This is a genomic window from Paraburkholderia sp. USG1 (assembly GCF_031570135.1).
GTDB classification, from domain to species: Bacteria; Pseudomonadota; Gammaproteobacteria; order Burkholderiales; family Burkholderiaceae; genus Paraburkholderia; species Paraburkholderia dioscoreae.
Genome location: NZ_JAMWXW010000006.1, coordinates 196,482 through 212,257, shown reverse-complemented (window position 1 = coordinate 212,257; position 15,776 = coordinate 196,482). Strand labels below are relative to the sequence as shown.

Below are 15,776 nucleotides of genomic sequence, written 5' to 3'. Positions count from 1 at the left end.
CAATATCAATGTGCGGACCGGGTTCATTGGCGGTCAGCCCCTTGCAGGGGGGATGCGAGGCCGTGTGTCGCGCAAGCCCGGCTTCGCGTGATATGTGTGAGAATCAATGAGGTGTATCCCGCTCGCCGCATAGTCCTGTTTTGATGCGGCTCGCGGCGCGGGTGGGTTAACCCGCGATTCAGGATTGCCGGCGGGCATCTGCATGCGTTTCCGAAGCGCTGCGCTGGTGAAAAAATACAGCTTTCGGGCACGCTTTCGCGCGCTCATCTCGATTCCAATTTCACGCTCGATCATCCATGAGTTTTCTCGGCATCGACCTGGGCACCGGCTCTCTCAAAGTAGCGATCGTCGACGAAAACGGTCGCGAGCAGGCAGTGGCGAGCGTCGCTTATGCAATCGAAACGCCGCACGCGGGTTGGGCGGAGACGTCGGTGCAAACGTGGTGGCGCGCGCTGTGCGAAGCCGCCGCGCGTTTGCCTGACGGTCTGCGCCGCGAGGTGCGGGCCATTGGCTTTTCCGGCCAGATGCACGGCGTCGTGCTGATCGACGAAACGGGCGAGGCCGTACGGCCCGCCATGCTGTGGCCCGATACCCGCGCGCTGGCCTTGCTCGACGCGTGGCCCGAGCCGCAGCCGAATCCGGTTGCGCCGGGCATGGCTGGTCCGCTGCTGCGCTGGATCGTGTTGCACGAACCGCAGTCCGCGAGCCGCACGCGTTGGGCGCTGCAACCGAAAGACTGGCTGCGCGTCGCGCTGGGCGGCGCGGTCGTGACCGATCCCTCCGACGCCTGCGCCACCGCGCTCGCTGATCCGGCCGGCATGTGGGACGTGGCGCTACTTGATCGGCTCGCCATTCCGCGCGAGTGGTTCGCGCCGCTGGCGCCGTCTTATGCCGCGGGTGGTGTGCTATCGGAAAAGGCGGCACAGGCTCTGGGTTTGCGCGCCGGCATCGTGCTCGCGACGGGCGCAGCGGATACGCCGTGCGCCGCACTCGGCAGCGGACTCGCGCGCGACGGCGACGCCTTGCTGAGCACCGGCACCGGCGGACAAATCGTCGTGCTTGCCGAGTGTGCGCCCGCGGCGGTCAGAGGCTTGCATCGCTATCGGGCGGCGAGCGATCACTGGTATCGGATGGCGGCAATGCAGAACGTCGGCATTGCGCTCGAACGGGTCCGCGGCTGGCTATCGTATGAATGGGCCGATGCGTATCGTGACGCGTTCGGCGACGCAGCCGGCGCGAGCACAACCGCTGCACCCGGCCTCACGTTCCTGCCTTACCTCACGGGCGAGCGCACACCCTGGCTCAACCCGATGGCGCGCGGCGGCTGGCTCGGCCTTGCCCTCGATCACACGCGCGGCACGATGATGCGCGCCGCGTTCGAAGGCGTCGCGTTCTCGCTGCGCGCCGGCCTCGACGCGATTCGCGCGAGCGGCGCGACGGTGACAACATTGAAGCTGGCGGGCGGCGGTTCCATCGACGCGCACTGGCGCCAGTTGCTCGCCGATGCGTTGAACGTCGAGCTGCATGCGGTCGATTGTCCGAACGCGGCGCCGCGTGGCGCGGCCATTCTCGGCGGCCTTGCGAGCGGACACTGGCACGCGCGCGATCTCGCCGCGCTCGCGCCCGGCGCGGTACGTGTTGCCGGTCCGCAAGACGATGCAGCGCTCGCCGAACGCTACGCACGTTTTCTCGATCTCTACGGGCGCGTCGAAACATGGTTCGCCGGCACGCATTCGCGGTGAGCGAATTCATGTCAGGTTCAGACAATGCAGTGACGCACTTTGCAATACCATTACGTGTTTCGCACGCTAAGGTGTAGCTCGGCGCACTGCGCCGGGTGGCGGCGGCAAGGTTCGCCCCCGGGGTGGCACACGCATCAACCGCAGTATCGAATCGCAGCACGTGCGCGCCGCAGGGTTCTGGGCACGCAACGCGCCTTGCATTGACAGACTCACAGGAGCATTCACGATGAAGACCAAAGCAGCAATCGCATGGAAAGCCGGCGCACCGTTGACGATCGAGGAAGTCGATCTGGAAGGTCCGCGCGCCGGTGAAGTCCTGATCGAAGTGAAGGCCACGGGCATCTGCCATACCGATTACTACACGCTCTCCGGCGCGGATCCGGAAGGCATTTTCCCGGCGATTCTCGGCCATGAAGGCGCGGGCGTGATCGTCGACACCGGTCCGGGTGTCGGCACGCTGAAGAAGGGGGACCACGTCATTCCGCTGTACACGCCGGAATGCCGGCAGTGCAAGTTCTGCCTGTCGCGCAAGACCAATCTCTGTCAGGCAATCCGTTCGACGCAGGGCAAGGGTCTGATGCCCGACTCGACCTCGCGTTTCTCGATCGACGGCAAGCCTTTGTTCCACTACATGGGCACGTCCACGTTTTCGAATTACATCGTCGTGCCGGAAATCGCGGTCGCCAAGGTGCGTGAAGACGCGCCCTTCGACAAGATCTGCTACATCGGCTGCGGTGTGACGACGGGTGTGGGCGCGGTCGTGTATTCGGCCAAGGTCGAGGCCGGCGCGAACGTGGTGGTGTTCGGTCTCGGCGGCATCGGCCTGAACGTGATCCAGGGCGCCAAAATGGTAGGCGCGGACAGGATCATCGGCGTGGACCTCAATCCGGGCCGCGTCGAACTCGCGAAGAAGTTCGGCATGACGCACTTCATCAACCCGAACGAAGTCGAGAACGTGGTCGACCACATCGTGCAACTCACCGATGGCGGCGCGGACTATTCGTTCGAGTGCATCGGCAACACCAAGGTGATGCGTCAGGCGCTGGAGTGCACGCACAAGGGCTGGGGCCAGTCGTTCATCATCGGCGTGGCGGCGGCGGGCGAGGAGATCAGCACGCGTCCGTTCCAGCTGGTGACGGGCCGCGAGTGGAAAGGCTCGGCGTTCGGCGGCGCACGTGGCCGCACGGACGTGCCGAAGATCGTCGACTGGTACATGGAAGGCAAGATCAATATCGACGACCTGATCACGCACCGTCTGCCGCTCGAACGTATCAACGAGGGCTTCGATCTGATGAAGAAGGGCGAGTCGATCCGCTCGGTCGTGCTGTACTGATCCAATGCAGCACAACGAGGAGCATGGCGATGCTTGAACTTCTGTCGTCGCACGCCTGTCATGGCGGCGAGCAGCGCATCTATCGGCACGACTCGCAGACCATCGGCCTGCCGATGCGCTTCTCCATCTATCTGCCGCCGCAGGCTTTGCAAGCCAATGCGAACGTGCCCGCGCTGTTCTACCTCGCGGGTCTCACGTGCACGGAAGAGACGTTCCCGGTCAAGGCCGGCGCGCAGCGCTTCGCGGCGCAGCACGGCATTGCGCTCATCGCGCCGGACACCAGTCCGCGCGGCGCGGGCGTGTCGGGCGAAAGCGCGGCGTGGGACTTCGGCGTGGGCGCGGGCTTTTACGTCGACGCTACGCAGCAGCCATGGGCGCAGCACTATCGCATGTACTCGTACGTGCGCGACGAGCTGCGCGAAACGGTGCTCGCGAATCTGCCGGTGGATGGCGCGCGTCTCGGCATCTTCGGACATTCAATGGGCGGTCACGGCGCGTTGATGCTGGCGCTGCGTAATCCGGAGATCTATCGGTCGGTATCGGCGTTCGCGCCGATTGCTGCGCCGACGCGCTGCCCCTGGGGCGAGAAAGCGTTTAGCGGTTATCTGGGCGCAGACCGCGAAGCGTGGAAGCAGTACGACGCGAGCGAGCTGGTCGCGCATGCGGCGCGCAAGTTTTCGGCAGGGATTCTGGTCGATCAGGGGCTCGCGGATCAGTTCCTCGCGGAGCAGTTGAACCCGGACGTGTTCGAAGCCGCCTGCCAGGCCGCGGGTCAGCCGCTGACGCTGCGCCGTCACGCGGGGTATGACCACGGCTACTACTTCATCACGACTTTCATCGAGGATCATCTCGCGCATCACGCGAAGGTGCTGCTCGGTTGAAGTCTTTCGCGGGACGAAGGCGGCGGCGTGCAGATGCTCCGCCGCCTTCGTCCTCGTTTTCGTCTTGCTTCAACGCCGTTTCAACAAACTCCCGCCATACACCAGCGCTGACAGCACGGTGATCCAGAAGCTCGTCGGCCAATCGGTGTAGAACGCGAGAGTCAGACCGAGCCACGCCTGCAGCAGCGCAAACACGGCGGCGAGCACGAGGCCGGCCGACAACCGCGTCGTCACGTTTTGCGCGGCGGCGGCCGGCCCGACCATCAGCGTGAACACCAGCAGTACGCCGACGATCTGCGTACACGCCGCCACGGCGAGCGCCGCAATCGCGAGAAACAGCACGGACACGAGGCGCAACGACACGCCCTTGGCTTCGGCCAGTTCCGGCTGCAACGAAGCGAACAGCAGCGGCCGCATGATTGCGGCGAGCGCGAGCAGGCTCACCACGCCCAGGGCCGCCAGCACCACGAGCGTCGACGCGTTCACGCCGAGCACGTTGCCGAACAGCAGCGCGGTGACCTGGGTTGCGTACGCGGTGAAGAAGTGCAGAAACAGCAAGCCGAAGCCGAGCGACAGCGAGAGAATCACGCCGATCGCCACATCGCGGCCGGCGAGGCGTTCGCCGAGCGCGCCCATGCCGACGCCGGCCGCGAGCGTGAAGCCGATCATCCCCCAGATCGGCGAGATGCCGATCAGCACCGCGCCGGTCGCGCCGGTGAAGCCGACGTGCGAGAGCGCGTGGCCCGCGAAGGTCTGTCCGCGCATCACCAGAAAATACCCGACCACGCCGGCCAGCACCGCGACGATCCCCGACGCCGCGAATGCATTCACCATGAAATCGTATTCAAACATCGTGCGTGTGTCCGTCGCTTGAGTCGTGCTGGTGCGAGTGGCCATGCGCATGTGAATGAGCGTGCGAGTGGCTGTGGCCGCCGTTTTCGTCGTGTTCGTGCTCGTGATCGTGTTTCTCGACTTCGACGTCGCCCGACATCACGAAGATGCGGCCGTTCACGCGCATCACGTCGATCGGCGAACCGTAGAGACGCGACAGCACCGGCCGGGTGATCACTTCATCGACGGTGCCGAGCGCCGCCACGCCGCTGCCGAGATACAGCACACGGTCGATCGAGTTCAGCAGCGGATTCAACTCATGCGCCGAAAACAGCACGGCGATGCCGAGTTCCCGCTGCACGTGCCGCACCAGTTCGACCACGCTCTTCTGATGATGCGGGTCCAGGCTGATCAGCGGTTCGTCGAGCAACAGCAGTTTCGGATTGCCGAGCAGGCATTGCGCGAGCAGCAGCCGTTGACGCTCGCCGCCCGACAGCTCGGACAGCGGACGCTCAGCCAGCTTGCGTCCGTCCACCAGATCCAGCACACGCTCGACATCGGCGCGGGTGGCGGCGTTCGCATAGGGCAAGCCCCAGCGATGACCGTCGGCGGCCATCGCGACGAAATCGCGGCCGCGCACGCGGCGTCCGGCGAGCGCGCTGCGCGTTTGCGGCATATAGCCGATCGACGCATTGCCGCGCTCCACGGGTTGGCCCAGCACGCGGATTACGCCGTGGGCGGCCGGCACGAGACCGAGCACAGCGCGCATCAGCGTCGTCTTGCCCGCGCCGTTCGGCCCGAGCACGCCGATGAATTCGCCCTGATTCACCACGAAGCCGGTGTCGCGCAAAATCGTGCGCTCGCCGAGTTCGAGCGTCACCTGCTCGAGTTCGAGCACGGGTGCGGTGGTGGGGGCGCGCGCAGATGCGCTGCGGCCAGTCAGAGTCATTGAGTTTTTCCTTTCGCGCCTGGCGCCGCCGCATTCGCGCCGCCCGCTCCGTTTGCGCCGTTTGCCTCGCCCACGGCCAGCGCCTTGCCCAGCGCGTCGAGCTGCGACAGCATCCACGTCTGATAGGTCTTGCCGGCCGGTTCGGTCTCGGTGACGCTCATGGTCGGCACCTTGGATTGCTGCGCGAGTTTCAACATGCGTTTGGTCAGGGCCTCGGTTGCCTGGCTGTTATAGATCAGAACACGTACGCGCTTTTCGCGCAGATCGCTTTCGAACGCGGCGATATCGGTCGCGCTGGCTTCGGTGTCGTTCATGGTGGCAAGCTGGAAGCGCAGATTACGCATTGTCAGGCCCACCGCGTCGGACATATAGCCGAACACCGGCTCGGTAGCCGTGACCGGCACGCCCGCGTAGCGGCCGTGCAGCTCGGCGATTTTGGCGTCGACCGGTTTCAGCGAATCGAGAAACTTCGCGAGGTTCGCATCGTACGCCGACTTGTGCGCCGGGTCAGCCGCGACGAGCGCTTCGCTCACCGCGCGCGCCACTTTCGGCATGGTCGCCGGGTCGTACCAGAGGTGCGGATTGTCGCCGCTCTTCTTGCCGGTGAGATCCGCGGCGACGATCGTGACGCGCTTCGTGCCCTTCGACGCAGCCAGCAATTTTGCCATCCACGGATCGTAGTCGGCGCCGTTGTAGACCACAAGGCTGGCATGCTGCAACGCGCGCGCGGTCTTCGGGCTGGCTTCGAACAGATGCGGATCCTGGTCCGGATTGCTGAGGATGCTCGTCACGTCGACGCGATCGCCGCCTAGTTGCTGCACCACGTCGCCGTAAAAATTCTCCGCCGCGACCACTGGAATCCTGGCATCCGCGGCCATTGCCGCGTGGCCGAACGCGAGCACGGCGACGCTCACGGCGACGTACTTCGACAATTTCAGCGCGCGGTGCGCCCCGTTCAATATCGAGCCGAATTTCTGCATTGTTGTGTCCTGCTGCGTGAGAGTTGAAAGAATCACAAACGTTGGGAAGAGCGCGCCGGCTTCATGCCGGCTGGCTTGGCGCATCACTTCACGCCGAAGCACCGGCGGGCCGCGCCGCGCGCACACACCGCGCGCATAGCCCGCTCAGTTCGATCACCTGGCGATGCACTTCGAAGCCGTGCGCCGGCGCGCTATGCGACAACTGTTCGGCGAGGTCGTCGCCGGGAATCTCGACGGTCGCGCCGCAGCCGTCACACATCAGGAACTGGCTGCGATGCGGCACGCCGACTTCGCAGCAGGCCACGAACGCGTTCTTCGATTCGATCCGATGGACGAAGCCATGCGCGAGCAGGAAGTCCAGCGCGCGATAGACGGTCGTGGGCGGCATGCGGCCGCGCTGCGGTTCGAGCGCGTCAAGCAGTTCGTAAGCGCCGATCGGCCGCTCGCTGGCAACGATCGCCGCATACACCTGGCGACGCAGCGGCGTCAGCGCGAGTCCGTGCAACGCGGCGTGTGCTTCGGCATGCGCGAGCCGCACGGCATGGCGTTCTGCAATCGATGTAGCCATCGCAAGGTGCTCCTGACGAAAAGGCGATCAAGCGGCAAAGGCTTCGAAGCGAAGTGAGGTCGCAATGATATAACGTATCTCGATTTTTTGTCAGCGGGTAAGTGGAAAGCAGATGGGCCGTCTTCGATTTCTCGTATTAGCGGGTTCAAGGCAGCAAAAAGCGGGCGCATCTCCTGCCGCGCTGCACCATCGAAATCTGCTCCGGCGCCTTGACATGACCCGGTGCGTATCCGATCATTCGATCACAAACAGAGCAATTGTTCGCGCAACGAGCGTTCGCTCACCGCGCCTCAAGAAGCGAAACGAACCGGAGACAAGCAGTGGCAGCACGATTGCAAGACAAGGTGGCCATTCTGACGGGTGCGGCAAGCGGAATCGGTGAAGCCGTGGCCCGCCGATATCTGGATGAAGGCGCGCGCTGCGTGCTGGTCGACGTGAAGCCGGCGGACAGTTTCGGCGACGCGCTACGCGCCGCTTACGGCGATCGTGTGCTGACCGTGAGCGCCGACGTCACGCGCCGCGACGATATCGAGCGCATCGTGGCGAGCACGCTGGAGCGTTTCGGCCAGCTCGACATTCTGTTCAACAACGCGGCGCTCTTCGATATGCGCCCGATCCTCGACGAATCCTGGGACGTGTTCGACCGCCTCTTCGCCGTCAACGTGAAGGGCATGTTCTTCCTGATGCAAGCCGTCGCGCGGAAGATGGTCGAGCAGGGTCACGGCGGCAAGGTCATCAATATGTCGTCGCAAGCCGGCCGGCGCGGCGAGGCGCTCGTCTCGCACTATTGCGCGACCAAGGCCGCCGTGCTGAGCTACACGCAATCTGCGGCATTGGCTCTCGCGCCACACAAGATCAATGTCAATGGCATTGCACCGGGCGTTGTCGATACGCCGATGTGGAACGAAGTAGACGCGCTCTTCGCCCGCTATGAAAACCGGCCGCTCGGCGAGAAGAAACGCCTTGTCGGCGAAGCAGTGCCGCTCGGCCGCATGGGCGTGCCGGACGATCTGACCGGCGCCGCGCTGTTCCTCGCGTCGGCGGACGCGGACTACATCACCGCGCAAACCCTGAACGTCGACGGCGGCAACTGGATGAGTTGAACCCGCGCCCGTTCATCGTCATTTTCGTAGAACAAACGCTGCACCACATAACGTACGAGAAAGGAGACAACATGAAGCCAGCCCTCAAATCCACGCTAAAGGCGGTCAGTGCCGGCGCTGTCGCATGCTTTGCATTGAACGCGTCGGCGGCCACGGTGACGATCGCCACGCTGAACAATCCAGACATGATCGAGCTGAAGAAGCTCTCGCCCGAATTCGAAAAGGCGAATCCGGACATCAAGCTGAACTGGGTGATTCTCGAAGAAAACGTGCTGCGCCAGCGCGCCACCACCGACATCACCACCGGCAGCGGCCAGTTCGACGTGATGACGATCGGCGCGTACGAAACGCCGCAATGGGGCAAGCGCGGCTGGCTCACGCCGCTCACCAATCTGCCCGCTGACTACGATCTGAACGACGTCGTGAAGACGGCCCGCGACGGCCTATCGAGCGGCGGTCAGTTGTATGCGCTGCCGTTCTACGTCGAAAGCTCGATGACGTATTACCGCAAAGACCTGTTCGCGGCCAAAGGTCTGAAGATGCCCGATCAGCCCACCTACGACCAGATCGCGCAATTCGCCGACAAGCTCACCGACAAGGCCAACGGCATTTACGGCATCTGTCTGCGCGGCAAGGCTGGCTGGGGAGAGAACATGGCTTACGGCACGACGGTGGTGAATACCTTCGGCGGCCGCTGGTTCGACGAGAAATGGAACGCGCAGCTCACCTCGCCGGAATGGAAGAAGGCGATCACCTTCTACGTCAACCTGCTGAAGAAAGACGGCCCTCCGGGAGCGAGCTCGAACGGCTTCAACGAAAACCTCACGCTGATGTCGTCCGGCAAGTGTGGAATGTGGATCGACGCTACGGTTGCAGCCGGCATGCTCTACAACAAGCAGCAATCGCAGATCGCCGACAAGGTCGGTTTCGCCGCGGCGCCGATCGCGGTCACGCCGAAGGGATCGCACTGGCTGTGGGCCTGGGCGCTGGCAATTCCGAAGTCATCGAAGCAGACCGACGCGGCGAAGAAGTTCATCACGTGGGCCACGTCCAAGCAGTACATTGAACTGGTCGCGAAGGACGAAGGCTGGGCCTCGGTGCCGCCGGGAACGCGTCAATCCACGTACGCTCGCCCCGAGTACAAGCAGGCCGCGCCGTTCGGCGACTTCGTGCTGAAGGCGATCGAAACGGCGGATCCAGATCATCCGACGCTCAAGCCGGTGCCGTACACCGGTGTGCAGTTCGTCGGGATTCCTGAGTTCCAGTCGTTCGGCACCGTGGTCGGTCAGAGCATCTCCGGCGCGATTGCCGGTCAGATGACGGTCGACCAGGCGCTGGCAGCGGGCAACGCCACGGCAGATCGCGCGGTGAAGCAGGCCGGCTACCAGAAGTAAGCCACGTCACTGACGTGGCACGCGCCGGCTGACGCCCGTCAGCCGGCCCACGCAGCACAGCGGGCCGTTTTCGCCTGCGCATGCGCCGCGACATCGCAGGGTGTCGCCGCGGTTTTCATGCGGTTTCAGGCAGCGGCCCGCGCATTACCGAACAGGTGGTCAATCATGCGTCCTTTGCGCCTACCTCTCATGCATGCCCATCCCCAGACAGAAAAAGAACGCGAAACTCGCAAGGCCAATTCCGCCCGCTGGCTAGTCTCGCCGTCAGTCGCGGTGCTGGTGCTGTGGATGGCGATTCCGCTCGCGATGACGATCTGGTTTTCGTTCTCGCGCTATAACCTGTTGAACCCGGATCTCAAAGGCTTCGCCGGCTTCGACAACTATAAATATCTCGCCAGCGATCCGTCGTTCGGCCCTTCGATCGGACACACGCTGGAACTGATCATCTCGGTGCTTCTGATCACGGTGGTCGGCGGGGTGCTGATGGCGATCCTGTTCGATCGCAAGTTCTACGGCCAGGGTATTGCGCGGTTGCTCGCCATCGCGCCGTTCTTCGTGATGCCGACCGTGAGCGCGTTGATCTGGAAGAACATGATCCTGCATCCGGTATATGGCCTGATTGCGCAGGGCATGCGCGCGTTGGGCATGACGCCGATCGACTGGTTCGCCGAGTATCCGCTTTTCGCCGTGATCCTGATCGTTGCGTGGCAGTGGCTGCCGTTCGCTTTCCTCATTCTGTTCACGGCGATCCAGTCGCTCGATCAGGAGCAGAAGGAAGCGGCGCGCATCGACGGTGCGGGTCCGTTCTCGATGTTTTTCTATATCACGCTGCCTCACCTGAAACGGGCGATTGCGGTGGTGGTGATGATGGAAACGATTTTCCTGCTGTCGATTTTCGCCGAAATCTATACGACCACGGGCGGCGGTCCGGGCACCGCGACCACCAACCTGTCGTACCTGATCTATTCGCTGGGCCTGCAACAGTTCGACGTCGGTCTCGCCTCCGCGGGCGGCATTCTCGCTGTCGTGCTGGCCAATATCGTGTCGTTCTTCCTCGTGCGGATGCTCGCGAAGAACCTGAAAGGGGAGTACGAAAAATGAGCCATGTTGCCTCTAACCCAGTGTCGAATTCGACTGCCATGACCGTGCCGGCGACGTCGCCGTTCGCCGCGATTCGCCGCGCCATTCCGGGCGTGATCGCGTGGCTCGTCGCGTTGCTGCTGTTCTTTCCGATCTTCTGGATGACGATCACCGCATTCAAGACGGAGCAGCAGGCCTATTCGTCGTCGCTGTTTTTCGTCCCGACGCTCGATAGCTTTCGCGAGGTGTTCGCGCGCAGCAATTACTTTTCGTTCGCGTTGAATTCGGTGCTGATCTCCGCGGGCGTGACGATTCTGTGCCTGATTCTCGCCGTGCCGGCCGCGTACGCGATGGCATTCTTCCCGACCCGCCGCACGCAGAAAGTGCTGCTATGGATGCTCTCGACCAAGATGATGCCTTCGGTCGGCGTGCTGGTGCCGATCTATCTGCTGTGGAAAAACAGCGGGCTGCTGGATACGGTGTCGGGTCTCGTGATCGTCTATACGCTGATCAATCTGCCGATTGCGGTGTGGATGTCGTTCACGTACTTCGCCGAAATTCCGCGCGACATTCTCGAAGCCGGGCGGATCGACGGCGCGGCGACGTGGCAGGAAATCGTCTATCTACTGATGCCGATGTCGCTGCCTGGGCTCGCATCCACCGCGTTGCTGCTCGTGATCCTGTCGTGGAACGAAGCATTCTGGAGCATCAACCTGTCGAGCTCGAACGCCGCGCCGCTGACCGTGTTCATCGCCTCCTATTCGAGTCCTGAAGGCCTGTTTTGGGCCAAGCTGTCCGCCGCTTCGCTGCTGGCGGTCGCACCGATCCTGATTGTCGGCTGGCTGTCGCAGAAGCAACTGGTGCGCGGCCTCACGTTCGGGGCGGTCAAATGACGGCTGGCACGAGTGGAAGCACGACGGTGGCTAATTTCGCGCTGATCTGCGATTGCGACGGTGTGCTGATCGACAGCGAAGCCGTGGCGGCGCGCATGCTGGTGCGTGAACTCGAAACGCGCTGGCCCGGCACCGATGTCGAGCCGGTGGTGCTGCCGCTGCTCGGACTGCGCATCGAGAAAGTGCTGCAGGGCACCGCAGCGCAACTCGGCAAAAGCCTCACGCTCGACGATATCGATGCGATCCGCCGCGCGGTTGAAGCCGCCGCGATGCAGGCCCCGACGGTCGAAGGCATCGAAGCCGCACTCGCTCAGGTGCCGCTTACCAAAGGTTGCGCGAGCAACAGCTTCCGCCCGTATGTGGAATCGGTGCTGGTGCGCACGGGGCTCGTGAGGTTTTTCGGCGACCGTCTGTTCTGCGCAGACGCGGTGCCGAATCCGAAGCCCGCGCCCGATGTCTATCTGGCCGCGGCGAGAGGCCTCGGACTCGCGCCCTCGCGGTGTCTAGTGGTGGAGGATAGCGTCACGGGCGTGACTGCGGCGAGCGCGGCGGGTATGACGGTGCTCGGTTTCATCGGCGGCGGCCATGCGAGCGACGCGCAGATCGACAAGCTGCATGCGGCCGGCGCGCGTCACGTGTTCGACGACATGCAGCAGTTGCCGGAACTGGTCGCGCAATGGACGCTGAGCGCGACGGCGGCCGCGCCGTAAGCACGGCATCGAGCAACGAATCAATGCGGCATCCTGTGAAACTCAGGTTACCGAAGCAACGGACAAGCAACACATAGCATTACACGGAGACACATCATGGCAAGCGTAACTCTGCGCAACATCCGGAAGGCGTACGACGACAACGAAGTGATGCGCGACATCAACCTCGATATCGCCGACGGCGAGTTCGTCGTGTTCGTGGGCCCGAGCGGTTGCGGTAAATCGACGCTGATGCGGATGATCGCCGGCCTCGAAGATATCAGCGGCGGCGATCTCACCATCGACGGCACGCGCATGAACGATGTGCCGCCCGCCAAGCGCGGCATCGCGATGGTGTTCCAGTCGTACGCGCTGTATCCGCATATGACGCTGTACGACAACATGGCGTTCGGCCTGAAACTCGCCGGCACCAAAAAGCCTGAAATCGACGCCGCCGTGCGCAATGCGGCGAAGATCCTGCACATCGACCATCTGCTCGATCGCAAGCCGAAGCAGTTGTCCGGCGGCCAGCGTCAGCGCGTGGCGATCGGCCGCGCGATTACGCGCAAGCCGAAAGTGTTCCTGTTCGACGAACCGCTGTCGAATCTCGACGCCGCGCTGCGCGTGAAAATGCGCCTCGAATTCGCGCGTCTGCATGACGAACTGAAGACCACGATGATCTATGTGACGCACGATCAGGTCGAAGCCATGACGCTGGCGGACAAGATCGTGGTGCTGTCGGCGGGCAATCTGGAGCAGGTCGGCAGCCCGACCATGCTGTATCACGCGCCGGCCAATCGCTTCGTCGCAGGATTCATCGGCTCGCCGAAGATGAACTTCATGGAAGGTGTCGTGCAGTCGGTTACGCACGACGGCGTCACGGTACGCTACGAAACCGGCGAGACGCAGCGCGTGGCGGTGGAACCGGCCTCGGTCAAGCAGGGTGACAAGGTGACGGTCGGCATCCGCCCCGAGCATCTGCATGTGGGCATGGCCGACGACGGCGTCTCGGCCCGCACGATGGCGGTCGAATCGCTCGGCGACTCGGCGTATCTGTATGCAGAATCGAGCGTCGCGCCGGATGGACTGATCGCGCGGATTCCACCGCTTGAGCGGCATACCAAGGGCGAGGTGCAGAAACTCGGCGCCACGCCCGAGCATTGCCATCTGTTCGACAGCACAGGCAAAGCATTCCAGCGCAAGATCGTCGAAGTGCTAGCTGCGTGAGTTTCCGGGGGCCGCGTCCATGCGGCTTCGCTCCCTCCGAGCTGTGCAATGAGTCCCTGCCGCGCCGTCGAGCGCGGCATTTTTTTATCGATCAGGAACGCGTGCCTTCATTGCTCGGCCAACCCTGATGGGTTGAATCATGTGCACGCGTTGATGCCCCGCCTAGCCCCTCTGCCTCACCATTCGTCGCAACCGGCCAACAGTCTTAAATGTGATCGGCATGGCCATGTAATGAATAGTCATCACCTCGCGTACGCCTCAAAAAAATAGCATGGGAACTGACATCCCTTCCTGGCAACAGGTACTCGAGCGCACATGATCAAAGACCTTCAAGATACTTTTAAGCCACCGACCCGTCGCAAATTCATTGCCGATATCGCCCGGCTTTCGGTGGCCGGAGTCGTGACCGGATGGACGCCGGTCTATCAGATTGCCGCGCGCGCGCAAGACACCGCGCGCGTTCCGGCAAATTTCCCCGCCGGCATTCCACTATATAAGCAGGCATTCCAGAACTGGAGCGGTGAAATTGCGGTAGCCGATGTCTGGACAGCGTCGCCCGATACGCCCGCCGCCGTGGTTACGATCGTCAACTGGGCGCGCGCAAACGGCTATCGCATCCGGCCTCGCGGCTATATGCACAACTGGTCGCCGCTGACGATCGACCGGACCACCGGAGCCTCCCAAGTCGTCCTGCTCGACATGACGAAGTCGCTCAACGCCATATCGGTGGACAAGTCATCTCAGCCTGCACGCTTCACGGCTCAAGCCGGCATTTCGATGGAAGTGCTACTGGCAACGCTCGAACAATCCGGTTTGGGTGTCACGGCCTCGCCCGCTCCAGGCGACATCACGCTAGGCGGCGCTCTTGCGATCGGCGCTCACGGAACAGCGATACCCGCTTCCGGCGAGGCTCCATTGAAGGGGCATACCTATGGTTCGCTGAGCAATTTGATCCTGTCGCTTACGGCGGTCGTGTTCGATGACCGGAAACAGCAGTATGTGCTGCGCACCTTCAAGCGTACCGAGCCCGACATCGGGGCGTTCCTCGTTCACCTGGGCCGCGCGCTGATCGTCGAGGCGACGCTCGAAGCGGGTGTCAACCAGAGGCTGCGCTGTCAGAGTTATGTGGATATTCCGGCATCCGAACTGTTCGCCTCGGCAAAGTCAGGGGGGCGTACGATCGAATCGTTCCTGGACCGCTCGGGCCGGATGGAGGCGATCTGGTTTCCGTTCACGAGTTGCCCGTGGCTCAAGGTGTGGTCCGTTCAGCCCAGCAGGCCGTTCTTCTCGCGTGAGGTGAAGCAGCCTTACAACTACCCATTTTCGGATTCTATTTCGCAGCCGCTGGCGGACCTGGTCAAACGTATTGTGATCGACGGCGAACGCTACCTGACGCCGCTTTTTGGGCAACTACAGATGGGGATCGTCGTCGCGGGGCTGGGTGTCACGTTCAGTAGCGATATCTGGGGCTGGTCGCGCAACGTTCTGCAATACATCCGTCCTTCGACGCTGCGCGTGACCGCAAACGGCTACGCGGTGCTTGCCCGGCGTGCCGACGTGCAACGCGTCATCTATGAGTTCGTCCAGTTCTACCAGAACCGGGTCGACGTCTACAGGCAACGCGGCGAATTTCCGATGAATGGCCCTGTCGAAATCCGCGTGACCGGGCTCGACCAGACGGCCGACGCCGGGCCTGGTGCCGTTACGCCGTCGCTTGCCGCGCTCAAGCCGCGTCCCGACCATCCCGAGTGGAACATTGCCGTCTACTTCGACATTTTGACGTTGCCCGGCACCCCGTTGGCGAACAGTTTTTATCGGGAAATCGAGCAATGGATGATGTCGAACTACGCTGGTTCATATGCGACTGTGCGTCCCGAATGGTCCAAAGGCTGGGCCTACACAAATGCCGCGCCCTGGCAGGACAGCATGATGATCGGCACCACGATTCCCAATCTGCACTCCGAGGGTCAACCGCCGGGGAGTAGCTGGAGCACGGCGCGCAATACGCTCAACCGCTACGACCCGTATCGCGTCTTCTCTTCCGCTTTGCTTGACACGCTGCTTCCCTGACCCGTGCGGCAAGCCTGTCCGCGAGGTCAGTTGTAC

14 protein-coding genes are annotated in these 15,776 nt (G+C 63.1%); 10 read left to right on the top strand and 4 right to left on the bottom strand.

All coding sequences use genetic code 11. From position 1 onward, the window contains the following. Nucleotides 1-296: 296 nt before the first annotated feature. The 3 genes from NE850_RS10555 to fghA all read left to right on the top strand — a co-directional run bounded on the left by NE850_RS10555 (nt 297) and on the right by fghA (nt 3,956). Nucleotides 297-1,742, top strand: a complete 1,446-nt coding sequence (locus tag NE850_RS10555) for a xylulokinase (protein WP_007180529.1) — start codon at nt 297-299, stop codon at nt 1,740-1,742. A 226-nt stretch (nt 1,743-1,968) separates the two neighbouring features. After that, nucleotides 1,969-3,075 carry an S-(hydroxymethyl)glutathione dehydrogenase/class III alcohol dehydrogenase gene (locus NE850_RS10550; RefSeq protein WP_007180530.1) on the top strand — a complete coding sequence of 369 codons (1,107 nt, stop codon included), beginning with the start codon at nt 1,969-1,971 and terminating at the stop codon, nt 3,073-3,075. Between the two features lie 29 nt (nt 3,076-3,104). Then, nucleotides 3,105-3,956 (top strand): S-formylglutathione hydrolase, encoded by an 852-nt coding sequence (gene fghA, locus NE850_RS10545; protein WP_007180531.1) that lies wholly within the window; start codon nt 3,105-3,107, stop codon nt 3,954-3,956. Nucleotides 3,957-4,025: 69 nt separating this feature from the next. Here fghA and NE850_RS10540 read toward each other — a convergent pair whose 3' ends face one another. From NE850_RS10540 to NE850_RS10525, 4 genes are all read right to left on the bottom strand, one after another. Then, the gene (locus NE850_RS10540; protein ID WP_007180532.1) at nt 4,026-4,808 is read right to left on the bottom strand and encodes a metal ABC transporter permease; all 783 of its coding nucleotides are present in this window, start codon (nt 4,806-4,808) and stop codon (nt 4,026-4,028) included. Further along, nucleotides 4,801-5,736 carry an ABC transporter ATP-binding protein gene (locus NE850_RS10535; RefSeq protein ID WP_310698722.1) on the bottom strand — a complete coding sequence of 312 codons (936 nt, stop codon included), beginning with the start codon at nt 5,734-5,736 and terminating at the stop codon, nt 4,801-4,803. Before NE850_RS10535 ends, NE850_RS10540 begins: the two co-directional genes overlap by 8 nt. Beyond that, nucleotides 5,733-6,716, bottom strand: coding sequence for a metal ABC transporter solute-binding protein (locus tag NE850_RS10530; RefSeq protein WP_007180534.1), 984 nt, complete (start codon nt 6,714-6,716; stop codon nt 5,733-5,735). Before NE850_RS10530 ends, NE850_RS10535 begins: the two co-directional genes overlap by 4 nt. A gap of 88 nt (nt 6,717-6,804) precedes the next feature. Continuing rightward, nucleotides 6,805-7,284 (bottom strand): Fur family transcriptional regulator, encoded by a 480-nt coding sequence (locus tag NE850_RS10525; RefSeq protein ID WP_165186998.1) that lies wholly within the window; start codon nt 7,282-7,284, stop codon nt 6,805-6,807. A gap of 320 nt (nt 7,285-7,604) precedes the next feature. Between NE850_RS10525 and NE850_RS10520 the strand changes: the two genes are divergently transcribed. From NE850_RS10520 to NE850_RS10490, 7 genes are all read left to right on the top strand, one after another. Continuing rightward, nucleotides 7,605-8,387 (top strand): L-iditol 2-dehydrogenase, encoded by a 783-nt coding sequence (locus tag NE850_RS10520; RefSeq protein ID WP_007180536.1) that lies wholly within the window; start codon nt 7,605-7,607, stop codon nt 8,385-8,387. Nucleotides 8,388-8,458: 71 nt separating this feature from the next. Beyond that, on the top strand, nt 8,459-9,781 hold the full coding sequence (locus tag NE850_RS10515; protein ID WP_007180537.1) for a sugar ABC transporter substrate-binding protein: 1,323 nt from the start codon (nt 8,459-8,461) through the stop codon (nt 9,779-9,781). A 165-nt stretch (nt 9,782-9,946) separates the two neighbouring features. Continuing rightward, nucleotides 9,947-10,882: a carbohydrate ABC transporter permease gene (locus NE850_RS10510; protein WP_007180538.1), complete on the top strand. Its 936-nt coding sequence runs from the start codon at nt 9,947-9,949 to the stop codon at nt 10,880-10,882. A 38-nt stretch (nt 10,883-10,920) separates the two neighbouring features. After that, complete coding sequence (locus NE850_RS10505) at nt 10,921-11,754, top strand: carbohydrate ABC transporter permease (RefSeq protein ID WP_232064271.1); 834 nt, start codon at nt 10,921-10,923, stop codon at nt 11,752-11,754. Then, nucleotides 11,751-12,464 carry an HAD family phosphatase gene (locus NE850_RS10500; protein WP_007180540.1) on the top strand — a complete coding sequence of 238 codons (714 nt, stop codon included), beginning with the start codon at nt 11,751-11,753 and terminating at the stop codon, nt 12,462-12,464. The genes NE850_RS10505 and NE850_RS10500 overlap by 4 nt, the downstream gene beginning before the upstream one ends. Nucleotides 12,465-12,560: 96 nt before the next feature. After that, complete coding sequence (locus NE850_RS10495) at nt 12,561-13,670, top strand: sn-glycerol-3-phosphate ABC transporter ATP-binding protein UgpC (RefSeq protein ID WP_310698721.1); 1,110 nt, start codon at nt 12,561-12,563, stop codon at nt 13,668-13,670. A gap of 315 nt (nt 13,671-13,985) precedes the next feature. Then, nucleotides 13,986-15,740 carry a cholesterol oxidase substrate-binding domain-containing protein gene (locus NE850_RS10490; protein WP_007180542.1) on the top strand — a complete coding sequence of 585 codons (1,755 nt, stop codon included), beginning with the start codon at nt 13,986-13,988 and terminating at the stop codon, nt 15,738-15,740. The last annotated feature ends 36 nt before the right edge of the window (nt 15,741-15,776 follow it).

Coding starts and splice junctions, on each gene's coding strand:
- NE850_RS10535 (WP_310698722.1), bottom strand. CDS start 5,736: ATGACTCTGACTGGCCGCAGCGCATCTGCGCGCGCCCCCACCACCGCA.
- NE850_RS10530 (WP_007180534.1), bottom strand. CDS start 6,716: ATGCAGAAATTCGGCTCGATATTGAACGGGGCGCACCGCGCGCTGAAA.
- fghA (WP_007180531.1), top strand. CDS start 3,105: ATGCTTGAACTTCTGTCGTCGCACGCCTGTCATGGCGGCGAGCAGCGC.
- NE850_RS10505 (WP_232064271.1), top strand. CDS start 10,921: ATGACCGTGCCGGCGACGTCGCCGTTCGCCGCGATTCGCCGCGCCATT.
- NE850_RS10495 (WP_310698721.1), top strand. CDS start 12,561: ATGGCAAGCGTAACTCTGCGCAACATCCGGAAGGCGTACGACGACAAC.
- NE850_RS10510 (WP_007180538.1), top strand. CDS start 9,947: ATGCGTCCTTTGCGCCTACCTCTCATGCATGCCCATCCCCAGACAGAA.
- NE850_RS10550 (WP_007180530.1), top strand. CDS start 1,969: ATGAAGACCAAAGCAGCAATCGCATGGAAAGCCGGCGCACCGTTGACG.
- NE850_RS10555 (WP_007180529.1), top strand. CDS start 297: ATGAGTTTTCTCGGCATCGACCTGGGCACCGGCTCTCTCAAAGTAGCG.
- NE850_RS10490 (WP_007180542.1), top strand. CDS start 13,986: ATGATCAAAGACCTTCAAGATACTTTTAAGCCACCGACCCGTCGCAAA.
- NE850_RS10540 (WP_007180532.1), bottom strand. CDS start 4,808: ATGTTTGAATACGATTTCATGGTGAATGCATTCGCGGCGTCGGGGATC.
- NE850_RS10525 (WP_165186998.1), bottom strand. CDS start 7,284: ATGGCTACATCGATTGCAGAACGCCATGCCGTGCGGCTCGCGCATGCC.
- NE850_RS10500 (WP_007180540.1), top strand. CDS start 11,751: ATGACGGCTGGCACGAGTGGAAGCACGACGGTGGCTAATTTCGCGCTG.
- NE850_RS10515 (WP_007180537.1), top strand. CDS start 8,459: ATGAAGCCAGCCCTCAAATCCACGCTAAAGGCGGTCAGTGCCGGCGCT.